At 39.2% G+C, this 24,550-nt stretch carries 25 protein-coding genes; 11 read left to right on the top strand and 14 right to left on the bottom strand.

Annotation, left to right across the window (positions count from 1 at the left end; all coding sequences use genetic code 11):
• Positions 1 to 141: 141 nt before the first annotated feature.
• The 10 genes from dinB to bolA form a co-directional block, all read right to left on the bottom strand.
• Positions 142 to 1,227, bottom strand: a complete 1,086-nt coding sequence (gene dinB / locus ED622_RS16240; RefSeq protein WP_174213448.1) for a DNA polymerase IV — start codon at positions 1,225 to 1,227, stop codon at positions 142 to 144.
• Positions 1,228 to 1,372: 145 nt separating this feature from the next.
• Positions 1,373 to 1,606, bottom strand: a complete 234-nt coding sequence (gene nqrM, locus ED622_RS16245; RefSeq protein WP_122035795.1) for a (Na+)-NQR maturation NqrM — start codon at positions 1,604 to 1,606, stop codon at positions 1,373 to 1,375.
• Between the two features lie 11 nt (positions 1,607 to 1,617).
• A complete protein-coding gene (locus ED622_RS16250) occupies positions 1,618 to 2,604 on the bottom strand; it encodes an FAD:protein FMN transferase (protein ID WP_371413445.1) in 987 nt (328 codons plus the stop codon).
• Positions 2,605 to 2,816: 212 nt separating this feature from the next.
• Positions 2,817 to 4,043 carry an NADH:ubiquinone reductase (Na(+)-transporting) subunit F gene (gene nqrF, locus ED622_RS16255; RefSeq protein WP_045101478.1) on the bottom strand — a complete coding sequence of 409 codons (1,227 nt, stop codon included), beginning with the start codon at positions 4,041 to 4,043 and terminating at the stop codon, positions 2,817 to 2,819.
• A gap of 29 nt (positions 4,044 to 4,072) precedes the next feature.
• Complete coding sequence (gene nqrE, locus ED622_RS16260; RefSeq protein ID WP_045101477.1) at positions 4,073 to 4,669, bottom strand: NADH:ubiquinone reductase (Na(+)-transporting) subunit E; 597 nt, start codon at positions 4,667 to 4,669, stop codon at positions 4,073 to 4,075.
• Between the two features lie 7 nt (positions 4,670 to 4,676).
• Entirely contained in the window at positions 4,677 to 5,309 is a 633-nt protein-coding gene (locus ED622_RS16265) for an NADH:ubiquinone reductase (Na(+)-transporting) subunit D (RefSeq protein WP_122035799.1), read from the bottom strand.
• Positions 5,309 to 6,076: a Na(+)-translocating NADH-quinone reductase subunit C gene (locus tag ED622_RS16270; RefSeq protein WP_122035801.1), complete on the bottom strand. Its 768-nt coding sequence runs from the start codon at positions 6,074 to 6,076 to the stop codon at positions 5,309 to 5,311. Before ED622_RS16270 ends, ED622_RS16265 begins: the two co-directional genes overlap by 1 nt.
• Positions 6,066 to 7,310: an NADH:ubiquinone reductase (Na(+)-transporting) subunit B gene (locus ED622_RS20010; protein WP_216822084.1), complete on the bottom strand. Its 1,245-nt coding sequence runs from the start codon at positions 7,308 to 7,310 to the stop codon at positions 6,066 to 6,068. Before ED622_RS20010 ends, ED622_RS16270 begins: the two co-directional genes overlap by 11 nt.
• A gap of 3 nt (positions 7,311 to 7,313) precedes the next feature.
• Entirely contained in the window at positions 7,314 to 8,654 is a 1,341-nt protein-coding gene (locus ED622_RS20015; RefSeq protein WP_216822085.1) for a Na(+)-translocating NADH-quinone reductase subunit A, read from the bottom strand.
• A gap of 391 nt (positions 8,655 to 9,045) precedes the next feature.
• On the bottom strand, positions 9,046 to 9,360 hold the full coding sequence (bolA, locus tag ED622_RS16280; RefSeq protein WP_122035803.1) for a transcriptional regulator BolA: 315 nt from the start codon (positions 9,358 to 9,360) through the stop codon (positions 9,046 to 9,048).
• A gap of 93 nt (positions 9,361 to 9,453) precedes the next feature.
• Here bolA and ED622_RS16285 point away from each other — a divergent pair, with 93 nt between their 5' ends.
• The 7 genes from ED622_RS16285 to ED622_RS16315 all read left to right on the top strand — a co-directional run bounded on the left by ED622_RS16285 (position 9,454) and on the right by ED622_RS16315 (position 15,847).
• On the top strand, positions 9,454 to 10,599 hold the full coding sequence (locus ED622_RS16285; RefSeq protein ID WP_122035805.1) for a methyltransferase: 1,146 nt from the start codon (positions 9,454 to 9,456) through the stop codon (positions 10,597 to 10,599).
• A gap of 14 nt (positions 10,600 to 10,613) precedes the next feature.
• Positions 10,614 to 11,183: a YajG family lipoprotein gene (locus ED622_RS16290; RefSeq protein WP_122035807.1), complete on the top strand. Its 570-nt coding sequence runs from the start codon at positions 10,614 to 10,616 to the stop codon at positions 11,181 to 11,183.
• Positions 11,183 to 11,743, top strand: a complete 561-nt coding sequence (locus tag ED622_RS16295; RefSeq protein WP_122035809.1) for a peptidylprolyl isomerase — start codon at positions 11,183 to 11,185, stop codon at positions 11,741 to 11,743. The genes ED622_RS16290 and ED622_RS16295 overlap by 1 nt, the downstream gene beginning before the upstream one ends.
• Positions 11,744 to 11,834: 91 nt before the next feature.
• Positions 11,835 to 13,178 (top strand): MFS transporter, encoded by a 1,344-nt coding sequence (locus ED622_RS16300; protein WP_122035811.1) that lies wholly within the window; start codon positions 11,835 to 11,837, stop codon positions 13,176 to 13,178.
• Positions 13,179 to 13,461: 283 nt separating this feature from the next.
• Positions 13,462 to 14,259 (top strand): outer membrane protein OmpK, encoded by a 798-nt coding sequence (locus ED622_RS16305; RefSeq protein ID WP_122035813.1) that lies wholly within the window; start codon positions 13,462 to 13,464, stop codon positions 14,257 to 14,259.
• Between the two features lie 107 nt (positions 14,260 to 14,366).
• Positions 14,367 to 15,260, top strand: coding sequence for a 2-dehydropantoate 2-reductase (gene panE, locus ED622_RS16310; protein WP_254052648.1), 894 nt, complete (start codon positions 14,367 to 14,369; stop codon positions 15,258 to 15,260).
• Entirely contained in the window at positions 15,257 to 15,847 is a 591-nt protein-coding gene (locus tag ED622_RS16315) for a DJ-1 family glyoxalase III (protein WP_122035817.1), read from the top strand. The genes panE and ED622_RS16315 overlap by 4 nt, the downstream gene beginning before the upstream one ends.
• Positions 15,848 to 15,909: 62 nt before the next feature.
• Here ED622_RS16315 and ED622_RS16320 read toward each other — a convergent pair whose 3' ends face one another.
• A complete protein-coding gene (locus tag ED622_RS16320) occupies positions 15,910 to 16,713 on the bottom strand; it encodes a DMT family transporter (RefSeq protein WP_371413439.1) in 804 nt (267 codons plus the stop codon).
• A gap of 214 nt (positions 16,714 to 16,927) precedes the next feature.
• Here ED622_RS16320 and ED622_RS16325 point away from each other — a divergent pair, with 214 nt between their 5' ends.
• Positions 16,928 to 17,860: a LysR family transcriptional regulator gene (locus ED622_RS16325; protein ID WP_122035821.1), complete on the top strand. Its 933-nt coding sequence runs from the start codon at positions 16,928 to 16,930 to the stop codon at positions 17,858 to 17,860.
• Positions 17,861 to 17,907: 47 nt separating this feature from the next.
• On the opposite strand, the gene thiI is transcribed toward ED622_RS16325, so the two are convergent.
• The 3 genes from thiI to pomA form a co-directional block, all read right to left on the bottom strand.
• On the bottom strand, positions 17,908 to 19,356 hold the full coding sequence (thiI, locus tag ED622_RS16330; RefSeq protein ID WP_122035823.1) for a tRNA uracil 4-sulfurtransferase ThiI: 1,449 nt from the start codon (positions 19,354 to 19,356) through the stop codon (positions 17,908 to 17,910).
• A 142-nt stretch (positions 19,357 to 19,498) separates the two neighbouring features.
• Positions 19,499 to 20,431 carry a flagellar motor protein MotB gene (locus ED622_RS16335; RefSeq protein WP_122035826.1) on the bottom strand — a complete coding sequence of 311 codons (933 nt, stop codon included), beginning with the start codon at positions 20,429 to 20,431 and terminating at the stop codon, positions 19,499 to 19,501.
• Between the two features lie 15 nt (positions 20,432 to 20,446).
• Positions 20,447 to 21,211 (bottom strand): flagellar motor protein PomA, encoded by a 765-nt coding sequence (pomA, locus tag ED622_RS16340; protein ID WP_122035828.1) that lies wholly within the window; start codon positions 21,209 to 21,211, stop codon positions 20,447 to 20,449.
• Positions 21,212 to 21,488: 277 nt separating this feature from the next.
• Between pomA and xseB the strand changes: the two genes are divergently transcribed.
• Genes xseB through dxs form a run of 3 tightly spaced genes read left to right on the top strand, consistent with a single transcriptional unit; the run spans position 21,489 to position 24,524 of the window.
• On the top strand, positions 21,489 to 21,731 hold the full coding sequence (gene xseB, locus ED622_RS16345; RefSeq protein ID WP_122035830.1) for an exodeoxyribonuclease VII small subunit: 243 nt from the start codon (positions 21,489 to 21,491) through the stop codon (positions 21,729 to 21,731).
• A complete protein-coding gene (gene ispA / locus ED622_RS16350) occupies positions 21,724 to 22,620 on the top strand; it encodes a (2E,6E)-farnesyl diphosphate synthase (protein ID WP_162922562.1) in 897 nt (298 codons plus the stop codon). The genes xseB and ispA overlap by 8 nt, the downstream gene beginning before the upstream one ends.
• A 20-nt stretch (positions 22,621 to 22,640) precedes the next feature.
• The gene (gene dxs / locus ED622_RS16355; protein ID WP_122035832.1) at positions 22,641 to 24,524 is read left to right on the top strand and encodes a 1-deoxy-D-xylulose-5-phosphate synthase; all 1,884 of its coding nucleotides are present in this window, start codon (positions 22,641 to 22,643) and stop codon (positions 24,522 to 24,524) included.
• Positions 24,525 to 24,550 lie beyond the last annotated feature (26 nt).

Here is a 24,550-nt window from a genome sequence, read left to right on the forward strand (position 1 = left end):
CTAGAAAAAAATATTTATATTACAAATATATAAATTACAGCTAACAACATAAGATCATTACCAAACGGATCGCCCACACTTGAATCTCATTTTATAAACATAAGTATCATTAACGCCACAGAATTACCCGTTATTCTGCTTCTAAATTAAACTTAACTGCTGAAAAGCTTCTTTTTCTTTTAGCATGACACTAACCCCTATTAATCGGATTTCTCGTCCTTTTTGTCTCTCTAACACTTCAATCAGAAGCTCTTCAAAAAAAGGCAATGTAAGGCTAGCATGTACATGCTCTATCGTCGTTTGCTGAAAATCGGCAAATTTAATTTTAATTCCTTGCTTCGCGATGCTAGATGAACCATTAGCTTTAAGCAGTCGCTTCTCTAACTCAGGGTATAGCCGAGTCTGGATAACAGACCAACACTCATCGAAAGAGCTTATGTTATGGGTAAAGGTCCTCTCTACTCCCACTGACTTTCTGTTCCTCTCTGTAATCACTTCACGCTCATCAATCCCATGAGATCGTTTCCATAGTGAAGCCCCCATTTTTCCAAACCTTAGTAATAAATCTCTCTGCTCACTTTTTTTAACATCACTACACGTATATAACCCAAACTGATGTAAGCGCTCTAAACTCACCTTTCCTACACCTGGAATTTTCTCTAATGGCAGCTTGTTTATCTCCTCCATTACAGTATCTGGAGTGATCACGTATTGCCCATTTGGTTTATTCAGATCTGAGGCTATTTTTGCTAAAAACTTAAGTGGTGCAATTCCTGCAGAAGCGGTTAGTTGTAGTTCATTAAAAATATCTTTACGGATCTGCTCTGCGATAAGTGTTGCAGAACCATGAAGAAGTAAGCAATCACTAACATCTAAATAAGCTTCATCTAATGAGAGAGGTTCTATTTTATCGGTATAACGTCGAAAAATACGGTGGATATGATGGGATACCTCTTTGTATACCTGCATCCTTCCTGGGACAACAACGAGATTTGGACACAATTTTAGCGCTTTTCCTGTCGGCATGGCTGAATGAATACCAAACTTTCTTGCGGCGTAATTACAAGTACTCAGAACTCCACGCTGCCTCTCATGACCACCAACGGCTAAAGGAACATTACGTAGTGCTGGGTTGTCTCGCATTTCTACTGCTGCGTAAAAGCAATCCATATCAATATGAATTATTTTTCGCCCTTTTTTTTCAGCTTCTAGTTGCGAGATTTCCATGTTTACGTTCATATAAGACAACTGTATAAATACACAGTCAAATAATAACGCTGAACTATTTTTTATTCAAATAATTAATCATCAAATAAAAAAACAGCACCATTACTGATGCTGTTTTTATTTATCTATAACTCACTGTCGGCAGTTATGCGATACGATCTTTCTCCCAAGCTGCCAACTTCTCAGCTCGAATAGCTTCTTTTGCTTCACGCTTTTTACGTGCATCACAAGGCTCTGGGCAGTTACATACTTTATCGATACCAACAGCACCAAGACCACCACAGCTACCTTTCACGACTTTACGTTGCACAATATAGCCAATTGCCATTGCACAAATAACCGCTAAGAAAACAAAAAATGTGATTAGAAATGTATTCATTATTTACTCACTTATTTCAAAAAAGGCTTAAAGGCTTCAGAAACGATTTCTTTAAAGCCATCTTGGGTTTTCACTATCATGAAAACAGGAATATTATGTTGCTCTGCGACTTCCATGCCTTTTTCTTCACCTAATACCATTAAGCCAGTTGCTAGTCCATCTGCTGTCATCGACGATTTATCAAGTACTGTTACTGAGACAACTTTATTCGCAATTGGTTTACCGGTAATCGGATTGATAATATGAGAGTAACGAACGCCCTCTTTTTCAAAATAAATACGGTAATCACCAGATGTCGCTACAGCATGATGGCCAGGTTCAATGATCTCTTGGATTGAACGCTCATCGACAGATGGTTTTTCAATCGCGATACGCCAAGCAACGTTCTCTTTATTGTTGCCTTTAACACGCATTTCACCGCCGACTTCCACCATGTAATCAGTAATGCCTAACTCTTCTAGGTAATTGGCAACAACATCGACACCCCAGCCTTTTGCTATGGTTGATAAATCAACATAAAGCTCTGGAATATCTTTTGTTACTGTCGTTTCTGTTACGTTTAAGTGTTGTATACCAACAATAGCACGACGAGTATTTAATTCATCTTCTGTTGGAACTACTTCAGGGCGAGCTTCTGGGCCAAATCCCCATAGATTGACTAAAGGTCCAACCGTTACGTCTAATGCCCCTAATGTCACTTCATTTAAACGCATCGCTTCTTTAATCACTGTTGCTGTGTCTTTCGATACGGTAAACGGAGTTAACTCTTCACTTGTATTAAATTGACTTAACTCTGAATCTTTTCGATACGTTGACATTTGATCATTAACTAACTCTAAGCGTTTATCTATCTCAGCATGAACGACTTCAGATTTAGGTAATCCATCTTTACCAATATATTTAATATTATAGCTTGTCCCCATTGTAGGGCCATTTATATACACTTGCTCACGTTGATCACCACAACCAGAAAGTAACACTAACGCTAGGCAAGACAATAAAACAATTTTAGCTTTATTTACTAAATGAGTAACACTGACAGTCACTGCCAACTCCTTAATTTAAATACATTAAAATAACGTAAACAATACACAGGAATATAGATTTACAAAACCTATAACCCTGTACTTTGTCAGGTTAAATACCGCTCATTAATACGAAAAAAGGCTGACTCAGTGATGAGTCAGCCAATATTTCTTACTTCAATGGATTAACCACCGAAGTCATCTAGTAAGATGTTTTCATCTTCAACACCAAGATCTTTAAGCATGCCGATAACAGCTGCGTTCATCATTGGTGGACCACACATGTAGTATTCACAATCTTCAGGTGCTTCATGATCTTTCAGGTAGTTTTCATAAAGTACGTTGTGAATGAAGCCTGTGTAACCATCCCAGTTATCTTCTGGCATAGGATCAGACAGAGCACAATGCCATACGAAGTTTTCATTGTTAGCCGCTAGGCCGTCAAAGTCTTCAACGTAGAACATTTCACGCTTAGAGCGTGCACCATACCAGTAAGACATTTTACGTGTTGATTTAAGACGTAAAAGTTGGTCAAAGATATGAGAACGCATTGGCGCCATACCTGCACCACCACCGATGAATACCATTTCATTATCAGTATCTTTTGCAAAGAACTCACCAAATGGACCAGAAATAGTACATTTGTCGCCTTCTTTTAAAGACCAGATATAAGATGACATAACACCTGGAGCTACATCAGGATTATTTGGCGGCGGAGTTGCAATACGTACGTTAAGCTTGATGATGCCTTTCTCTTCTGGGTATGAAGCCATAGAGTATGCACGAATCGAATGCTCTTTAACGATTGACTCGTAACGGAATAAGTTAAACTTATCCCAATCGCCACGATATTCTTCAGGAATATCATAATCTGAGTATTTCACATGATGTGGTTCAGCTTCAATTTGAATGTAACCACCAGCACGGAATGGAACTTCTTCACCATCTGGGATAGCAAGAGCAAGTTCTTTGATGAAAGTAGCTTCGTTATCATTAGAGATAACCGTACATTCCCACTTTTTAACACCAAAGATTTCTTCTGGAAGTTCAATTTCCATGTCAGTTTTCATTGCAACTTGACATGCTAGACGCTCACCTTCGCGAGCCTCACCTTTAGAAATGTGATCAAGCTCTGTAGGTAGAATATCACCACCGCCAGATTTCACTTTCACACGACACTGACCACAAGAGCCACCGCCACCACAAGCTGATGATACAAAGATACCTGCGCTACCAAGAGCGTTAAGTAATTTGCTACCAGGCTGTGTAATGATCGCTTTTTCAGGATCACCATTTACAGAGATAGTAATGTCACCTGATGGCACTAGTTTAGATTTAGCGAATAAAATCACTAAAACTAAAACCAGTACAATTATGGTAAACATCGCTACACCAAGAATAATGCTTTGCATTTGTTATTCCTTATTACTGGGTGCTTACCCTACAGTTGAACACCAGAGAAAGACATAAAGCCTAACGCCATCAAACCTACTGTAATGAAAGTAATACCTAAGCCACGAAGACCTGGAGGTACATCTGAATACTTCATTTTCTCACGAATACCAGCAAGTGCGACAATAGCCAACATCCAACCAACACCAGAACCAAATCCATAAACTACAGATTCAGCAAAGTTATAGTCACGTTGAACCATGAAAGATACACCACCGAAAATTGCACAGTTAACTGTGATTAACGGAAGGAAAATACCTAACGCATTGTACAAAGGCGGGAAGAAACGGTCTAAGATCATTTCTAGTATTTGTACAAGTGCCGCGATAACACCAATAAAGGTAATAAAGCTAAGGAATGTTAAATCTACACCAGCAACAATCGCATTTTCTTTCAACAAGTAAGTGTAAACAAGGTTGTTCAATGGTACTGCGATTGTTAATACAACAACTACAGCAACACCAAGACCAAACGATGTTTTTACTTTCTTAGACACGGCTAAGAAAGTACACATACCCAAGAAGAACGAAAGCGCCATGTTCTCAATGAAGATCGATTTAACAAGTAAACTAATATAATGTTCCATTTCGACCTTACTCCTTCGCTTCTACTTGTTCTGGCTTGATGATACGGATAGCCCAAATCATAAAACCAATTAAGAAGAATGCAGATGGTGCTAGAAGCATTAGACCATTTGGTTGGTACCAGCCGCCGTTAGAAACAAGTGGAAGAACCTCAACACCAAACAGTTTACCTGAACCTAGAAGTTCACGGAAAAATGCAACTGTCATCAATACAAAACCGTAACCAAGACCGTTACCAATACCATCGATGAATGATGGAAGAGGTGCAGACTTCATTGCGAACGCTTCAGCACGACCCATTACAATACAGTTTGTAATGATCAAACTAACAAATACAGAAAGCTGTTTAGAGATATCGTAAAGATATGCTTTCAATACTTGGTCAACAACGATTACCAAAGAGGCAATGATCGCCATCTGAACGATGATACGAACACTGTTTGGCATGTGGTTACGAATTAGCGAAACGAATAAGTTAGATAATGCAGTAACAAACATTACTGCAATTGTCATAACAAAAGCCGTTTCAAGCTTAGTTGTTACAGCTAAAGCTGAACATACACCAAGAACTTGTAGCGCGATTGGGTTGTTATCCAATACCGGTGCTAAAACGCTCTTTTTAATGTCTTTTACGCTCGCCATTAGTTCAGACCTCCATCACGAACTTTCGCTAAGAATGGGCCGAAACCATCATTACCTAACCAGAAGTCAAATGTGTTTTGAACACCGTTGCCTGTTAGCGTTGCACCAGAAAGACCATCTACACCGTGCTCAGAACCAGCTGGAGCACCGCCTTTAACGATCTTAATTGCAGGGTTATGATCTGCATCAAACAGAGTTTTACCTACAAACTGTGCACGCCATGTTGGGTTTTCAACTTCACCACCAAGCCCAGGAGTTTCACCTTGCTCGTAGTAAGTGATACCAGCAACAGTGTTACCATCAGTCTCAACAGCAACAAACGCATACATCATTGACCATAAGCCAGTACCGTGAACAGGAATGATAACTTTAGATACTTCATCACCGCTCTTAACTAGGTAAACAACACCTAAATTAGCACGACGAATGATCTTAGCTTTATCTTGCTCAGCAGTTAGCTTGATAGATTGTTTTGGATCTTTTGCTGCTTTACGTTGATCGTAAGTTGCAGCATCACCATCAACAAACTCACCTGTTTTAAAATCAACAAGACGAGGTTCGATGTTCGCAGCAAATAGTTCAGGAATAGTACCTGAGCCAGTAATACCTGCGACTTCAACGATTTTGCTTTGCTTATCTAGAACGGCATTTGCTTGTTGCTTCGGCTTAAGAACAACCGCAGCTGTTGATACGATGATTGAACACACTAAGCTCAAACCAATAACAACACCGAGTGTTTTTTTAATGCTATCGTTATTACTTGCCATAGCGTTTTAGTCTCCGTTTCACGTTACCTTCAACTACAAGGTTATCAAACAGTGGAGCAAATAAGTTTGCAAACAGAATAGCTAACATCATACCTTCAGGGTATGCAGGGTTAACTACACGGATCATTACAGCCATTGCACCAATTAAAATACCGTACCACCACTTACCTTTGCTGGTAAATGACGCTGATACTGGGTCTGTAGCCATAAAGATCATACCAAACGCAAAACCACCAAGAACTAGGTGCCAATGCCAAGGCATGCTAAACATTGCGTTTGTATCAGAGCCGATTAGGTTAAACAGTGTTGAAACTGCAACCATACCAACCATAACACCCGCAATAATACGCCAAGATGCAATACGCATGTAAACGATCATTAGGCCACCAAGGATCAGAGCAAGAGTCGAAACCTCACCAATTGAACCTGGGATATTACCAATGAATGCGTCCATCCAAGAGATAGTGTTGCCAGTAACTGTATTAACTAAGCCACCTTGACCGCCTTGTGCCCATTGGCTAAGTGCTGTTGCACCAGAGAAGCCATCAGCAGCAGTCCAAACTGTATCACCTGAAATTTGAGCTGGGTATGCAAAGAATAAGAATGCACGGCCCGCAAGCGCTGGGTTTAGGAAGTTACGACCTGTACCACCGAAGATTTCTTTTGCAACAACAACACCAAAGGTAATACCTAGTGCTGCTTGCCATAAAGGAAGCGTTGGTGGAACGATCAATGCGAAAAGAATAGAAGTAACGAAGAAACCTTCATTTACTTCATGCTTACGCACCATACAGAACAATACTTCCCAGAAGCCACCAACAATAAATACTGTTGCGTAGATAGGTAAGAAGTAGGTTGCCCCCAGTAGCATGCTACTGCCCCAGCCAGCATCAGCACTTATCGTGCCGCCAAGCATCTCGGTTAACCAGTAGTGCCAGTCACCAGCAACAACAGCTGCCAATTCAGCACCTTGGTACATATGATCCAGAGCAACAATTGCTTGATGACCTGAGTTGTACATACCCCAGAATGTTGCAGGGAATACAGCAAACCACACCATGATCATGATACGTTTTAAATCAACGCTATCACGTACATGTGAACCACCTTTAGTAACTAAACCAGGCGTATAAAAAAGAGTTGCCGCTGCTTCATACAGAGCAAACCATTTTTCATATTTTCCACCAGGTTCGAAATGAGGTTCAATTTTTTCAATAATCTTTAACAGGCTCATTGATTACCCTTCCTTCTCGATGGTATCCAAGATCTCACGAAGCATTGGACCATACTCATATTTACCAGGGCACACATACGTACATAGACCTAGATCATCTTCATCTAATTCTAATGCACCTAAACGTGCTGCACTGTCAACATCACCAGCACAAAGGTCACGCAATAACATGGTAGGTTCCATGTCTAATGGCATTACACGCTCGTAATTACCGATTGGCACCATTGCACGATCACTACCATTAGTAGTTGTCGTCATGTTGAACAATTGACCTGAGAATAAGTGACTCAAGAATGAACGAGTAACTGAGAATTTATTTTTGCCTGGGACAGCCCAACCAAATAACTCTTTCTCACGACCTTCACGAAGCACACATACTTGCTGATGGTAACGACCAAGGTAGGCATGAGGACCAGACGCTTGAGTACCGTTTAATACAGAACCAGAGATGATTCGTACTTCACCAGGCATGACTTCGCTGTCAGTTAATTCTAGTAAGCTAGCACCATTAATAGTACGAACTAAACGAGGATTATTTACAGCAGGTCCAGCGAGAGAAACGATTCTATCCGAGTAAATTTCACCCGTTAAGAATAGTTGACCAAACGCAATAACGTCTTGGTAGCCGATGCTCCATGCGACATTATTTGTATCTACAGGATACAAGTAATGCATGTGAGTACCTGCTAATCCTGCTGGATGAGGTCCATCAAACACATGTTCTTCAACATTATTTTGAGAAGAACGAGGTAAGCTACCTCCTTTCTTACATACATAAACCTTCTCACCTGTTAAAACAGATAATAGATCTAAGCCTGCAACAAAAGCATCTTCTTGTTGGTTAATGATCACTTCTGCATCAGCTGCTAGAGGATTAGTATCCATAGCAGTAACAAAGATAGCCTTTGTTTCAGAATCGATCGCTGGAACCTTGCTGAACGGACGAGTACGTAATGCAGTCCATGCACCAGAGTCAATAAGCTGTTGCTTAACCGTATCACGGTCAAGAGAAGCTAATTGATTCGCTGCATAGCTATTAAAAGTAACCTGCTCTTCGCCTTCAACTGCAATAACTACAGATTGAAGTACACGCTTTGCACCACGGTTAATTTCAACAACTTTACCACTTACTGGAGCAGTAAAAATAACACCAGGATTCTTTTTATCAGCAAAAAGAATCTGACCTTTTTTTACTACATCTTCCACACGGACATGCATCGTTGGACGCATACCAATGTACTCTTCGCCAAGCAAGGCGACTTTAGTGATGGATTTACCATCATTAATCACCTGAGTTGGAACTCCTGCAATAGGAAGATCCAAACCCTTTTTTATTGTAATCATACGCACTTGCACTAATTTAATTGGGAAAAAGGATTCTATATAAGACACGACATTGCTAATGCACACAACCTTAAGATTTTACCCTCAAGGCCGCAACAACTTAGCAATATGCTTTTTACATAAAGACGAAAAAGCTATTTTAAGGCGAAAGATTCTAGCATTTTTTATGGTGTACATGCCATGTTCAATGACCAGATTCCCATAAATTTTTGCGCTTCATTGTTAGAAATCATTGAAATGGTTTAAGCATTTTAGATCCAGTGCACATTTATTGTCCAAAATCAAAAAATACCACCTTAGTAGCAACGACACCAACTTTCACCTAAATCTTAACAATTGGCAGCAATAGGTATTTATTTTATGTTAAAAATTAAACATATCGCTTTCATTGTTAACCTTTGTTAACTCCCATGCAATCTGGAGAGTTAGGTACCTGCTCAGAGTCTAACGCTTGCCATTCCGCTTCTGAATAGGTATGTATAGCAAGCGCATGAATGTGGTTAGCTAACTCATCAGCTAAGATACTATTAATCGTACGATGACGAGCAAGTAAGCGCTTCCCTTCAAAATCATCACTGACCACAATCACTTTAAAGTGGCTTTCTGACCCCTCAGGTACATTGTGCATATAACTCTCATTAAGCACTTTTAAGTATGACGGTGACAACTCTGTGCGTAATTTTTGTTCAATTTGATGCTGAATCATATAAATCCCTTCTTTATTTCAATTCTTCTGTTTCCACTTTATACACCATTTGCGACAATAGCCAGAAGCGTTCCCTATTGAAGAATCTAAATTATGAAAACCGAATTATCTTTGTTTGACCGAAGCTTAAATTTACAGCGTTACCCAAAACGTGCTCAAGAATTATTACAAGCTTGGGATGCTGGTGATGAATACATTATTAAGCATGTAGAAGAACTAAACTTAGAAGATGGCAAAAACATCCTTATCCTAAACGATAATTTTGGTGCTTTATCTTGTTGGTTCTCTGAAAAACATAACGTAACAATGATGACCGATTCTTTTGTTGCTCAGCGTGGCACCTTAAAAAATCTACAACGTAATCACTGCAACCGTGTACAGTTAATTACAGCAACAGAAGAGATGCCGCAAGGTTTCGATCTTGTCTTAATGCAAATCCCAAAAAACAATCGCATGTTAACTTGGCAATTACAGCAACTTCGTCAATCAATGGCCGCTGAATGCCCGATTATTGGGGTTAATAAAGCCAAAGAAATTCACAGTTCAACACTAGAGCTTTTTGAAGATTTCTTAGGCGAAACAAAAACGTCTTTAGCTTGGAAAAAGCATCGTTTAGTTTTCTCTAATGCCAATGCGACTAACCCAGCAACGATTGCAGAAGCCGTATGTTGGAGTGTCGATAATGAAGATATCGACCTACTAAACTACCCTAATGTCTACTCAGGTGAACGTTTAGATCAAGGTGCTCGTTTTATGCTTGAGCATATTCCAGTCGATCCTGAACTACGTCATATTATTGATTTAGGCTGCGGAAATGGCGTTCTTAGTGTTAAAGCTGCTCAACTAAACCCAGAAGCGCGCATTACTTGTGTTGATGAGAGTTTCATGGCTGTCGAGTCTGCTCGTCGTAACTTAGAAGTGAACTTAGGGAAAGAGCGTCAATTCCAATTCATCGCCAACAACTGTTTAGATGGATTTAAAAAACACAGTAGTTACTTAGTACTATGTAACCCTCCTTTTCATCAAGGCCAAGCTATTACCGACCATATTGCATGGCAAATGTTTTGTGATGCTAAGCACATCTTATGTAAAGAAGGGAAATTATTAGTTATTGGAAACCGTCATCTTGATTATGATGATAAATTATGTCGCTTGTTCGGTGAAGAAAACGTCACCACAGTTGCTAGTAATTCAAAATTCGTTATTTTAGAAGCTGTTAAAGCTGAGAAATCAAAATAAAAAAGGATATCCCAATGAAAAAGGCCATTATTGCCCTTTCTGCTCTATTTTTAGCTGCATGTAGTGCTCCTTCTGATCCACAGTTGGATATCCAACCTGTTGCTTCTTCCAGTGCTCATCAAATCGTTGATGGTGTAAAGTTAACGTTAGATAGCAGTGATTTACGTACGGCACAATACGTTGCTGTTATTGATAATGGACGCCAAAACGTTCAACCTATTCATGCGAAACAAAATTTACGAGTAACGCTTGAAGATGCACTATCAACACAATTAGAAGAACAAGGTTTCATCATTACCGTTGATAGCGATAACACACTACGTTTAGACATCATTGAAGCATTAGTGAGTGTGCAACATTCATTAATGAGCAATGAAATGAAAACCCAAGTAAAACTACAAATTACTGCAGAAACACCACAAGGTAAATTTGTAAAAACATACAATGGCGTATCTGATAAAACAGGCTCTATGAGTGCTGACAATGAAGCAATTGAAGGCGTACTTAACGATCTTCTAAATGCAGTGTTAGATAAAATTGCCGTTGACGAAGAATTACAAACTTACATTAAAGGTAACTTTTAATGATGAAATGGACTTCTAAAGCTGCATTATTGATTGCAACGCTTGGTTTTACTCAAGCAGCACTGGCTGAATCAGTACAATTTGAAACCACATTAGGTAACTTCACAATTGAACTTAATTCAGAAAAAGCTCCGCTTTCTGTTGCTAACTTTATTCGTTATGTTGAAGATGGTAGCTATGTTGGCACTCAATTCCACCGTGTAATCCCTGGCTTTATGGCTCAAGGGGGTGGTTTTGATAAAGATATGCTAAAAAAATCAAGTTACGGCCCAATTAAAAATGAAGGCAATAATGGCTTAAACAATGACACTGCTACTGTTGCTATGGCCCGTACCAATAATCCTGATTCTGCAACTCGTCAGTTTTATATCAACCTTAATAACAATGGTTTCTTAAACGCGAGCCAACGCCCACCAGGTTATGCGGTTTTTGGTAAAGTAACCCAAGGCTTCGATGTCATTCAAGAGATGGCAACAAAACCAACGAAAGCATTACCTAATGGGATGCGTGATATCCCTGTAGAGCCAATTATCATAACTAAAGCAACATTGATTAAATAATTTAGTTACTATTGATTCTGGTTCATTATCAAAGCAGCTTACGAGCTGCTTTGTTTTTTCTCATATAAATATAAAAAACAAGGAGCGTTTCATGTCTCAATCCATGCAATGGAAATCAGCGATTAAAAGCTACATGGATAAACGTCTACTTTGGGTTTTCATGCTTGGTTGCTCTAGTGGTTTCCCGTGGGTACTGATTGGTTCTAATATGTCTGGTTGGCTGAAAGACGCAGGCTTAACTCGTGCTGCAATTGGTTACTTTGGTTCTGTATTCGCGGTATATGCGATCAACTTTATGTGGGCACCGCTCGTAGACCGAGTAAAACTCCCATTTTTGGGAAATAAATTAGGTCAACGTCGTAGTTGGATTTTTCTTTGCCAAGCTATCGTTCTATTTTGTACCTTACAAATTGCAGGCTTAGATCCATCGAATAATTTAGCACTAACCTCGATGTTCGCCCTTGCTGTGGCAACCGCATCAGCAACACAAGACATTGCGATTGATGCCTTCCGTATCGACACTTTCCCTAAGTCAGAATCAAGCAAAATGCCACAAGCTTCTGCAATGGCAGTTATCGGTTGGTGGACTGGCTATTCATTGCCAGGTTATTTAGCGTTTGTTAATGCGGATAGTATTGGTTGGAATGGCGTTTATTATGGCATGGCTGGTATTGTAGGCTTACTCATGGTCTTTACCTTACTTGTTGGCGAGCCAAAAACCAAACGAGATGAGCTACAACATGAAGCAGAAGAGCGTCATAATAAAGTCGTCGGTTCTAAGGTTGCTGCTTGGCTTACTGTAACCGTTATTGAACCATTTTATGATTTCTTTAATCGCAATGGCGTCAAAACAGCTTGTACACTATTGCTGTTTGTTTTTCTCTTTAAAATTGGTGAAGCTTTCCTGGGTAGAATGTCGATCACCTTCTATAAAGAAATTGGATTCAGTAATGAACAGATTGGTTATTACTCAAAATTAATCGGTTGGGGAGCAACGGTCTTCTTTACTTTATTAGGCAGTTTGATCAATGTTCGTTTTGGTGTCATTAAAGGTCTGATGATCGGCGGTATCGCCATGGCTGCAAGTAATTTAATGTTTGCACTCATTGCTAATGTTGGTCCTAATGAGCATTTATTCTTAGCAACTATTATTGTAGATAACTTTACAACGGCCTTCTCTACTGTTGCCTTTGTTTCTTTCTTAACTATATTAACTGGCGAAGCATTTTCAGCAACACAATATGCATTGCTTGCTTCATTAGGTAACTTAGGGCGAACTACCCTAGCCTCATTCAGTGGTGAGTTAGTTGACTACCTAAATAGTTGGCCACTATTCTTCATATTAACCGCAGTAATGGTTATTCCGAGTTTAGTTATGCTACTTATGCTTAAAGGCCATTTCAAAGCCCTACTAGATAAAGCACAAGGTTCTTAAGAGCATTAAATAAATAACAACTATGCTACCAAAGCCTCCGTATATCGGGGGCTTTTTTGTTTGTGTTCACAATTTACTGTCAGAACAATGTCAATCAAGTGATTTGGATCACTTAAATTTCAGTGTTAATTTTATAAACAGGATCAAGATCCACATACAACACAACTGTTACATTAATTGCATTTAAAAAAGTGAACTTTATCGATATTATGTGCACATCTTAAAAGCAGTACTTAACCTACTGACCTATTATTTTAGTAATACTAACTATAGAGATGCCATTATGCGTAAATCCCTTTTAGCTCTATCTGTTCTTGCTACCACTGTTGCTATCCCTGCTCAAGCTGAATACCTATACGGTTTCGGTAGCATGTACGCTGATTACCAAGTTTGGGATCAGGGTATTGGTAATGACGATGACAACTTTGGCGGTGACATTTCAGACCGTAACCAAGCGGTAATTGGTATTGAAGGTGGTGCAGCGTTTGATTGGGGTCAAATCTACGGTTTCTACGATTACGAAGGTGTTGATCGTGCTGGTGATGACCGCGGTGCTTCTGCAAAAGGTACAATTCATTACAACCTAATGGATACAAAAGTAAGTTTATATGCTCAAGTATATAATACTGATGCGGATAGTGGTTTTCACGAACAAAACCGTGTTCTAGGTCTTGGTTACACTGGCCTAAATGGCGATGGTTGGGCATTTACACCATTCATTGGTGCTCATCAAGTTAACCAAACAGATGCAAATTTTGGTGGTTCTACGAATTCAGGTAATAACGGCGGTATGGCTGGCTGGGTTGGTTTCTACAATACTGATATCATGGGTCAAAACTTTACCTTCTCTAGCTGGGGTGAATACGAATTTGCTCGCAATGATGCATATGCTGATGCTCAAAGTACAACTAATGGTGATGGTGTTGGTTCTGAAAGTTGGGGCTTAAACGGTAGTGCTAACGCTATGTGGAACTTCCACCAAAACTGGTCAACGGGTGTTCTTTACCGCTTCACTGTAAATAAATTAGGCCGTAAAGGCTACGAAGATTTAATTATTTACCGTCTACAATACAACTTCTAATCTAATTTAGAATACTTATTTTACTAAGGCGCTCATGATGAGCGCCTTTGTTTTTTCTAGCAAACCCATTACACTACTTTCATTATTGATACTTAATGGATAGTCGTGTGAATATCACCATTCTTGGCCCTGGAGCCGTTGGTTCTTTATGGGCGTGTTACCTACAAAAAGCAGGGCATAATGTCTCATTATGGACAAGAAGCTCAACGTCTTCTGAACGCTCTCTTTCTTTAAATGCAAAAGACAATTCATCACACTCTTTTTCTTGTAACGACAAAGAATCACTCATTCATTGTGATCTGCTTTTTATTACCGTTAAAGCATGGCAGGTAGAAAACGCACTAATCCCTTTACTTTCATTATTATCACAAGAAACCATATTACTCTTTATGCATAATGGCATGGGGGCGATTGACGCAATAAAAGAGCACATTAATCACCATCCAGTATTGCAAGCCACCACCACACATGGAGCATTAAAAGAGAACAATTACACCGTAAAACACACAGGCTTGGGTCATACCGTTATTGGTCCATTCAACTCATTGGGTAATCAATGCCAATTTATCCAAGAGGTGCTTACTCATAGCTTACCAAGTACCGAGTGGAACCCTGAAATTAAGGTCGCATTATGGAAAAAGCTTGCCATTAACTGTGCGATTAATCCACTAACTGCAATTCATCAATGTCAAAATGGGCACTTAGCACACTCTGATATTCATAAAGACGTCATTCGTATTTGCAGTGAAGTACAACAAGTATTACAACAAGAAGATGTCGAGTGGACAGAAACAGAGCTAGTTTCAATAGTAAACCAAGTAATATCAGCGACCTCTGAAAACTACTCCTCAATGAATCGTGATTGCTTTTATCAACGAAAAACTGAAATAGATAATATTACTGGTTATCTATTACAAAGAGCAGAGCAACATGGTATTTCAGCGCCACTCAACCAAACGTTATATAATCAAATAAAACAATTAGAAGAGAACACACTATGACAGCAAAAATTCTCGTATGCCTTGCTCCTGGAACAGAAGAGCTAGAAGCGATTACCGTGATAGATATTCTAGAGCGCGCTAAATTTGATGTAACAATTGCTAGCACCGCTTTTGATGGTGCATTAACCATGAAAGCAGCACAACGTGTCACTCTTACTGCTGATGTCAAATTGGTTGAAGTAGCGGATGAAGAATTTGATTGTATCGTGCTTCCCGGCGGTCTTAAAGGTGCAGAAAACTTCAGAGATAGTACTCTTCTTATCGAAATGTTAAAACAACAAAAATACGATGAGAAATGGGTTGCCGCTATCTGTGCAGCACCAGCAGTAGTACTTCAGCATCACAATTTATACCCTGATGCACGAATGACTTGTTATCCAAGTTTTATGAATACCATCCCAAAAGATAACTTGCGAATTAAACGTGTATTTACTGATGTGTTAAATCATTTAATTACAAGCCAAGGTCCAGGCTCTGCTCTTGAATTTGCAATGGAAATCGTCACATTACTGGGTGGCAAAGAACTCACTGCAAAACTAGCGGCAGATTTAGTGACTCTACCAAACTTAAATTACCATCAAATCTAGTAAAGCTATCTTAATGCTCCAATGCCAAATCACATTGGCATTGGTATTTTCGCCCCTAAAAACTATGCCTTTGCTCCTTGCCTCGTAGCTATAAAGGTTGCGATAAAAATAAGACTCGCCCCAATAATTTGCACGATAGTAAAACTTTCACTTAACCATAAAAAGGCAAACAGAGCTCCAAATATCGGTTCACTGCCCATTAAGATCGACACTTTCGTTGGCGACATCTTTTTCACACTGTAATTTTGAGCATAAAAAGAAAATACAGTACAAAAGAAAACAAGATAGATCGCTAATAACCAAAAAGACAAATCAAGTGGTATCAGATTAACCCATTCAAAACCATGGATGAATAAAAGCAATATTACAGAAAAAATAGACACTACACTTGATTGAATACTTGTCACCATAATCGGGTCAACGTCTTTATCGACCATCACCTTCTTAGTAAGCACAATCATAACTCCCCTCAATAAGGCCGCCATTAACATTAGAATATCGCCCATATTTATAATAAGTTCGTGGGTAGTCATGTTTGTTAATAAAAGCACCCCAACGACAGAGATAATAGATAAAAAGAACAATCTATTTGTCGGTTTCTTCTTATTTACTAGCCATTCAATAAATGGCGTAAATACAACAAATAAACTAATAAGAAAAGCCGCATTAGAAGCTGTCGTATTTTTTATACCATAGGTTTCACAAACAAAGATCAAAAATAAAATACCCCCTATTGGGATAACGGATTTCCAATGCGCTATATTTTTTCGATAAATAACAATTGGCAATAAGACAAGAGTTGTCATTACAAACCGAATGACTAAAAAAACGAATACACTAGTAAATAGTAATGCTTCTTTTGCCACTCCATAGCTTGTTCCCCAAAAAAACGCGACAAGTAGTAGAATCACTGAAGGTAGGTATTGATTAACTGGTAGCTCTCGCCCTCTTTCTATACGCCTTTCCATCACTCTTCTCTTCTTCCCTGTGAGATAACATAAATCACATCCTTATTTGCACCAAGATACTGCAAGCTGATAAGTTAAATAATCCCTACATAAATCAAATCATCTGTGACTCATGGACATAAATAAACTCGTAACCCTATTACCAGACATGGCCGCCTTTGTAACCGTGGTTGAGTCAGAAAGCTTTAGTAAAGCAGCGCAAGTTCTTGATATGACCCCATCAGGAGTAAGCCGCCAGGTTTCTCGGCTTGAAAAGGCTCTACAACTCACATTATTAGAAAGAACAACAAGAAAACAGACCTTAACTATCGCAGGACAAGAAACGTATAATTACTGTAAGAGCATCGTTGATAATGCTCAAGAAGTGGTTAACATTTCAGATAAAAGCAGCAATAGCATAGAGGGATTGTTAAGGGTTTCAACACCAAAAGCACTTGGAAACCAAGTATTACAACCTCTTTTTCTACAGTTTCTTGAGCTATATCCAAACATAAAACTGAAAATAAAAGTGACCGATCAGTCTTGTGATCCCATCAATGATAATTTGGATGTGATATTTAATTTAACCAATCAGCCACAAGAAAATTTAATCGCTAAGCCATTGGCTAAGATTGACCTTGTTCTTTGTACAACACCTACATACTTACAAACACATGGTATCCCTAAACACCCTTCGGAATTAGATAAACATCAATGCTTACCCCTTGGAGAGACGCAACACGATAACGAGTGGGGATTTAAACAAGGTTCAGAGTATTATCAAATCAAAGTTGATGGTCGCTTTGTGGTTAATCATACTGAAATGCGATTGGACGCGGTCATGCACAATTTTGGGATTGGTGTTTTTCCTAGCTTTGTTGTTCAAGAAAAACTAAAACAAGGGTTATTACTCGAGGTTCTATCTCACTGGGAAGTACAAGGCAATTATCACGGTGATATTATGATGCAGTTTTTAAGAAGTAAGCATATGCCTAATCGCTTAAGAGTATTCATTGATTTCATGGTTCAACAATTTGAAACTATAAGAATAAAAAAAGAGAGCTAATTACTCAGCTCTCTTCATTTCATTCTATAATGTTAAAGTACCATAGGTTATGGACGGTAAACTTTTACATTCTTATAGCCATTGTCGATTAGCAATAATGCTTGAAGACGGCTCATTACACCGCGATCACAGTATAAAAGGTATTCTTTAGATTGGTCTAAATCACCAAATTGGGTAGCAATCTTAAAGAAAGGCAAATGCTTAACTTCTACACCATCAATTTCTAATGGATTTTCGTCTTCTTCTTCCGCACTACGAATATCTAAAACAACAACATTTGAGCCTAACTCAGAGACCATTTCAACTTCAGGCGCTTGTTCTTGGCTTTCAGTTTCAATGGCACGAATATCCATTACGCGAGCATCATAAACCACTTGCTCAAGAATAGAGAAATCAAACTTAGCTTCTTCTTTTTCTAACTTGAATTTTTCAGCTTTGATCGTTGGTTTTTTAGAAATAACACCACAATACTCAGGCATCGTTTTAGCAAAATCTTCAGTTCCAATTTCACGAGCTACATTAATGATATCTTCTTTATCCCAGTTGATTAGCGGACGAAGGATCAAGGTGTCTGTTACATTATCAATATGGCGTAAGTTAGTCAGTGTTTGGCTTGATACTTGACCTAGCGCTTCACCAGTCACCAAACCTTGGATACCTAATTTCTCAGCAACCATGCCACCTGCACGCATAAACATACGCTTCAGGATAACGCCCATTTGGCCATCATCTACTTTCTCAAGGATCTCAGCAACAACAGGTTCAAAATCAACAGCAATGAATTTTACTTTTGCTGATGAACCATATTTTTTCCATAAGAAATGAGAAACTTGTTTAACACCAATTTCGTGAGCTGGGCCACCTAGGTTAAAGAACATGTAATGTACTTTTGAACCACGTTTGATATGTAAGTAACTTGAAACGCCCGAGTCAAAGCCACCAGAGATCAAGCTTAATACATCTTCTTGAGTACCTAGAGGAAAACCACCAAGTCCTTTATGACGAGCAATCACTAAGTTCAGTTTTTCATTCTCAACTTCAAACTTAACAGTGACTTCTGGATTCTTTAATCGTACTTTTGCTGATTCAACCGCTTGGTTTAAACCGCCACCAACATAACGCTCTAATTCAATAGAAGTAAATTCATGTGTACCACGACGTTTAACTCGCACACAGAACGTTTTACCTTCAATGATCTCACGATTCATCTCTAAACATTGTTCATAGATATCATGCATATCCGCAAAAGCACTCTGCTTAACTTCTAGTACATGGTGAATGCCTGGTGTATGAGTAACAGCCGTAAGTACTTCATTACGGTATGTACCATCAAGACCTGAAACTTCAATGTAATCACGACGGTTAATCACTTCAACGCCTTTTGTTTCGCGTTTAATGATACTGCGTAGATTCGTTTCAAGAATACGAATAAAACGCTTACGTACTGAATCACTTTTAACAAAAACTTCTGGATGTGGCTTAACGATAAACTTCATATATAGGCTTCACTGGTGTGGAATAACAATCAAAAGGTTAGACTAAATGGATTTAAGACCTAATCTAAGGCGCAAGATTATACCGAAAAAAAAGGAGAGTTGCTAATTCAACTCTCCTTTCATCATTTACTTAAACTATCTCTTATTTCTGCGCACTGGGCACTTCATCACTTTCATGCGCTTTACCTTGCATGATACTGATCTCAACTCGACGGTTACGAGCTCGTTGAGCCGATGTTTTATTCGGGCCTAATGGCTCTGTTGATGCCATACCTCTAACTCGTAAGCGGTCACTATCAAACCCCTTAACACGTATCATTTCATGACCAACAGAAACAGCACGTTGAGCAGATAAATCCCAATTTGAACGATATAATTCCGAATCTAATGGTTGGTTATCAGTATGACCAGAAACTCGAATAATACCTGGAACGTCTTTTACTAACTCGGCAATCTGACGAATAAGTGGGCGAAATTTAGGTTGTAAGAAAGCTGAGCCCGCAGGGAATGCACCCTTTTCACGAATTCTAATCACTAGCTGTTGACCTAAATTCTCGACTTCTAAAGCACCATCATCAATTTCACGCTCTAATGCTTTCTTAATCGTTTCTTCTAATTCTTGCTGCGTCTGGCTTTGACTTTCTGACTCTGACTCACTTTGAGAATTAGTCTGAGTCGAAGTTGAAGATGACTCGCCACCCGTTTGTTTACCTGCATCACGCTTAGTACCACCCGCGCGATCCGATTCTCCATCATGAAAATCTAACGTTTTCTGAGGAATATCGATGGTTTGTTGCATAATAACTTCAATTGGGGTCGGCTCAGGGCGGCCCGGTCGAAATTCTTGTGCAATAACACTAGTACCTTTTGGTATGTCTTTGACTTCAAGTACATTTTGAACACCAAAAGCAAACTTCATCGAGCCAGCAATTTGTTTAAACTTCAGTACATCCATTTCAGAGAAAGAAAGTAATAGTACGAAGAAACACATAAGTAATGTTGCTAAATCAGCAAATGTTGCCATCCATTTAGGGGCACCAGTAGGAGGACATTTGCAATCATCTTCACCTTCCATTGTTAGCTCCTACTCTTATTCTTCGCCAGTATCAACAACACGCTTCTTCTCGTTTAAATAGTTACGTAAATAACTATCAATAACTCGAGGATTCTGACCATCTTGAATAGCTAGAATACCATCTAGAATTAAGCGACGATTTAGCTTCTCTTGTTCCTTACGTAATTCCAATTTATATGCAATAGGGAATGCAATCATGTTTGAAATAACAGAACCATATAATGTGGTTAAGAGTGCAACCGCCATTGCTGGACCAATCGATTTAGGATCATCCATGTTTGAAAGCATACCAACCAAACCAATAAGCGTACCAATCATACCCATTGCAGGAGCTACATCACCAAAAGCAGTAAATACGCCAACACCTTTTTCATGACGTTCATTAGTCAATGCGATGTCTTTTTGTAGTGTTGCCTTAACCACTTCCGCATCATGGCCATCAACCAGTAAATCAATGCCTTTCTGCATAAATGAATTACTGATTTCTTTTTCTTCTAATGCCAAAAAGCCACCTTTACGTGCTGCATCTGCCATTTCAACAATGGTTACGATCAAATCAACGGGCTCGTCGGTTTTGAACATAAATGCTTTTACTGCAATTTTACTTGCGCCAAAAAACTGACCTACCGTAAATTGCATCAATACAACAAATACTGAGCCACCCACTACGATAAGTACTGATGTTGTGTCCATAAAAATGGCGAGGCCACCTGCTAGTACCATTGCCATTATAATAAATGCAAAACTACCAACTAAGCCTATTAATGTTGCTAAATCCACAGAGCGCTCCCCTATCTTGCTTCTTGTGTTTATTGATAATGAGCTAAGCAAAAACTAAGCCATAAATATCATCACTTTTTTGCCGCTTCTTTCTTATCGACCAAAGACATCAATGGTTTAATTTTTTTATTAAAAAAAACATCTTCACCAATAGATTGTTTGAAAATTAACCCCTATTAAGTAAATTTTACTTTTATGTATCACTTTCTCACCACTTCAATTGACCCGTTACCTTCTCTGAGTTACCTTTCTTGGATCATTTTAAGAGTGAATCATTATGGCTGTAAAAAAACCGGAAAATTTATCATTTGAAGCGGCAATAGAAGAACTGGATTCTGTCGTAAACCAATTAGAAAGCGGCGATCTGCCTCTTGAAGATGCCCTAAAGAAATTTGAGCGTGGTATTTCACTGGCAAGAGCTGGCCAAGAAAAACTTACTCATGCCGAGCAACGTGTCGATATTCTTTTGCAAGCTGATGATAATGCGGAACTAACCCCTTTTGATACCAATGATGACTGATTCACTTAAACAACAATTACCAATTTTTCAACAACGTAACATTGAACATCTGAATCAATGGCTTGAAAAAATTGCGATCCAACAACAGCCACTTACTGAAGCGATGAAATATGCGTTATTACTAGGTGGTAAGCGTGCGCGTCCTTATCTTGTCTATATCACGGCAAAAATGTTAGGTATCAATGCCGAACACGCTGATGCTGCCGCTGCCGCTGTAGAGTGTATTCACTCGTACTCATTAATTCATGATGACTTGCCGGCAATGGATAATGATGAACTACGCCGTGGTCATGCGACATGCCATATTAAATTTGATGAAGCGACGGCTATTCTTGCTGGTGATGCATTACAAACATTAGCTTTTGAAATCCTTGCTAATGGTGATCTCGCAACAGAAGCTGAGTCATCTCGAATTGATATGATCCGTGTGTTATCAAAAGCCTCTGGTGCTTCTGGTATGTGTATGGGTCAATCTCTTGATTTACAAGCGGAAGGAAAACGAGTTGAACTTGCCTCTTTAGAACAAATTCATGCCCATAAAACAGGGGCATTAATAAAGAGTGCTATTCAGTTAGGCGCTTTATGTGCTGGAGAAAAAGGCAAAGCAATTCTTCCTCAACTTGAAAAATACGCCGACGCTATTGGTCTAGCTTTTCAAGTTCAAGATGATATTTTAGACATTACTAGCGATACCGAAACTCTCGGAAAACCTCAAGGTTCTGATCTAGAATTAGAGAAGAGTACTTATCCAGCCCTATTAGGACTCGAAGGTGCTCAACAAAAAGCTGAACAATTATACCAAACAGCAATTGATGCATTGAATGATATCCCTTATAACACGGATGCAATGCAAGCGTTCGCCCAATACGTCATTGCGCGTAAAAACTAAAACAGATAAGCGCTAATACTATGTCACTAGATATTTCAAAATACCCGATTCTGGCTTTGGCAAATACGCCTGATGAATTACGTTCTTTGCCAAAAGAAAGTCTACCTACTTTGTGTGATGAGTTACGTACTTATCTCTTAAATTCCGTAAGTAAATCTAGCGGTCATTTAGCATCAGGGCTTGGTGTCGTTGAACTTACCGTTGCTTTGCACTATGTCTATAATACACCTTTTGATCAGTTAATTTGGGATGTTGGCCATCAGGCTTACCCACATAAAATACTGACAGGTCGCCGTGAAAAGCTATCGACAATACGCCAAAAAGATGGATTACATCCATTCCCGTGGCGAGATGAAAGTGAATATGACGTTCTCTCTGTCGGTCACTCATCTACATCAATCAGTGCCGCGTTAGGTTTAGCGATCTGTGCTGAAAAAGAACAAGCAAATCGCAAAGTGGTTAGTGTTATCGGTGATGGTGCAATTACCGCTGGTATGGCATTTGAAGCCTTAAACCACGCAGGTGATATTCACCCAGATATGTTAGTTGTTTTAAATGACAATGAGATGTCAATTTCAGAAAATGTCGGTGCACTAAATAATCAACTTGCTCGTGTGTTATCAGGCAGCTTATATACCTCAATTCGTGAAGGCGGTAAAAAAGTTCTTTCTGGCACACCTACGATTAAAGAACTGCTTAAACGTACTGAAGAGCACCTAAAAGGCATGGTCGTTCCTGGTACTATGTTTGAAGAGCTCGGTTTCAATTATATTGGTCCTGTCGACGGACATGATGTGAACGAGCTAGTTCGTACCCTTAAAAATATGCGTAACCTTAAAGGGCCGCAGTTTTTACACATCATGACGAAAAAAGGTAAAGGCTATGAGCCAGCTGAGAAAGATCCAATCAGCTATCATGGTGTACCTAAATTCGACCCAAGTAATAACTCTCTACCAAAAGCATCAGGTGGTAAACCAACATTCTCAAATGTCTTTGGTGATTTCCTTTGTGATATGGCAAAAGAAGACGATAAGCTAATGGCCATAACTCCCGCAATGCGTGAAGGTTCTGGTATGGTTCGTTTTTCAAAAGAATACCCAAGCCAATACTTTGATGCTGCGATTGCTGAACAACATGCAGTGACACTAGCCAGTGGTATGGCTATCGCAGGCTATAACCCTATCGTTGCTATCTACTCAACATTTTTACAACGTGGTTATGATCAGCTGATCCATGATGTCGCTATCATGAATCTTCCTGTTATGTTTGCCATTGATCGTGCTGGTTTAGTTGGCGCTGATGGCCAAACACACCAAGGTGCGTTTGATATCAGCTTTATGCGTTGCATTCCAAATATGGTGATCATGACACCAAGTGATGAAAACGAATGTCGTCAGATGCTCTACACTGGCCATAAACATACGGGTCCAAGTGCCGTTCGTTACCCAAGAGGTAGCGCTACTGGCATTGCTGTTGATAAAGATATGCAACCATTAGAAATTGGTAAAGGTCGTTTGGTTCGTGAAACTAAGAGTAGCGAAAAAGGTGAACGTGTTGCTATTTTAAACTTCGGTACTTTCTTAGCAAGTAGCTTAGAAGCGGCTGAAAAACTCGATGCAACCGTTGCTGATATGCGCTTTGCCAAGCCTCTTGATGAAGCACTTTTATGTGAGCTAGTCACAAGTCACGATGTGTTAGTTACCATTGAAGAAAATGCGATTTCTGGTGGTGCTGGTTCAGGTGTAATTGAATTCTTGATGAAGAATCGCTTAATTAAGCCTGTTCTACAATTAGGTTTGCCTGATGAGTTCATTGCTCAAGGTACACAAGAAGAAATGCACGCTGAACTTGGATTAGATGCGCAAGGTATTGAAAAACAGATCAGAGACTATCTGGATCTTTAAACACTTCCTATCTAATTTTTAGTGAG

This window comes from Aliivibrio sp. EL58 (assembly GCF_900312675.1).
In the GTDB taxonomy this organism is placed as follows: Bacteria; Pseudomonadota; Gammaproteobacteria; order Enterobacterales; family Vibrionaceae; genus Aliivibrio.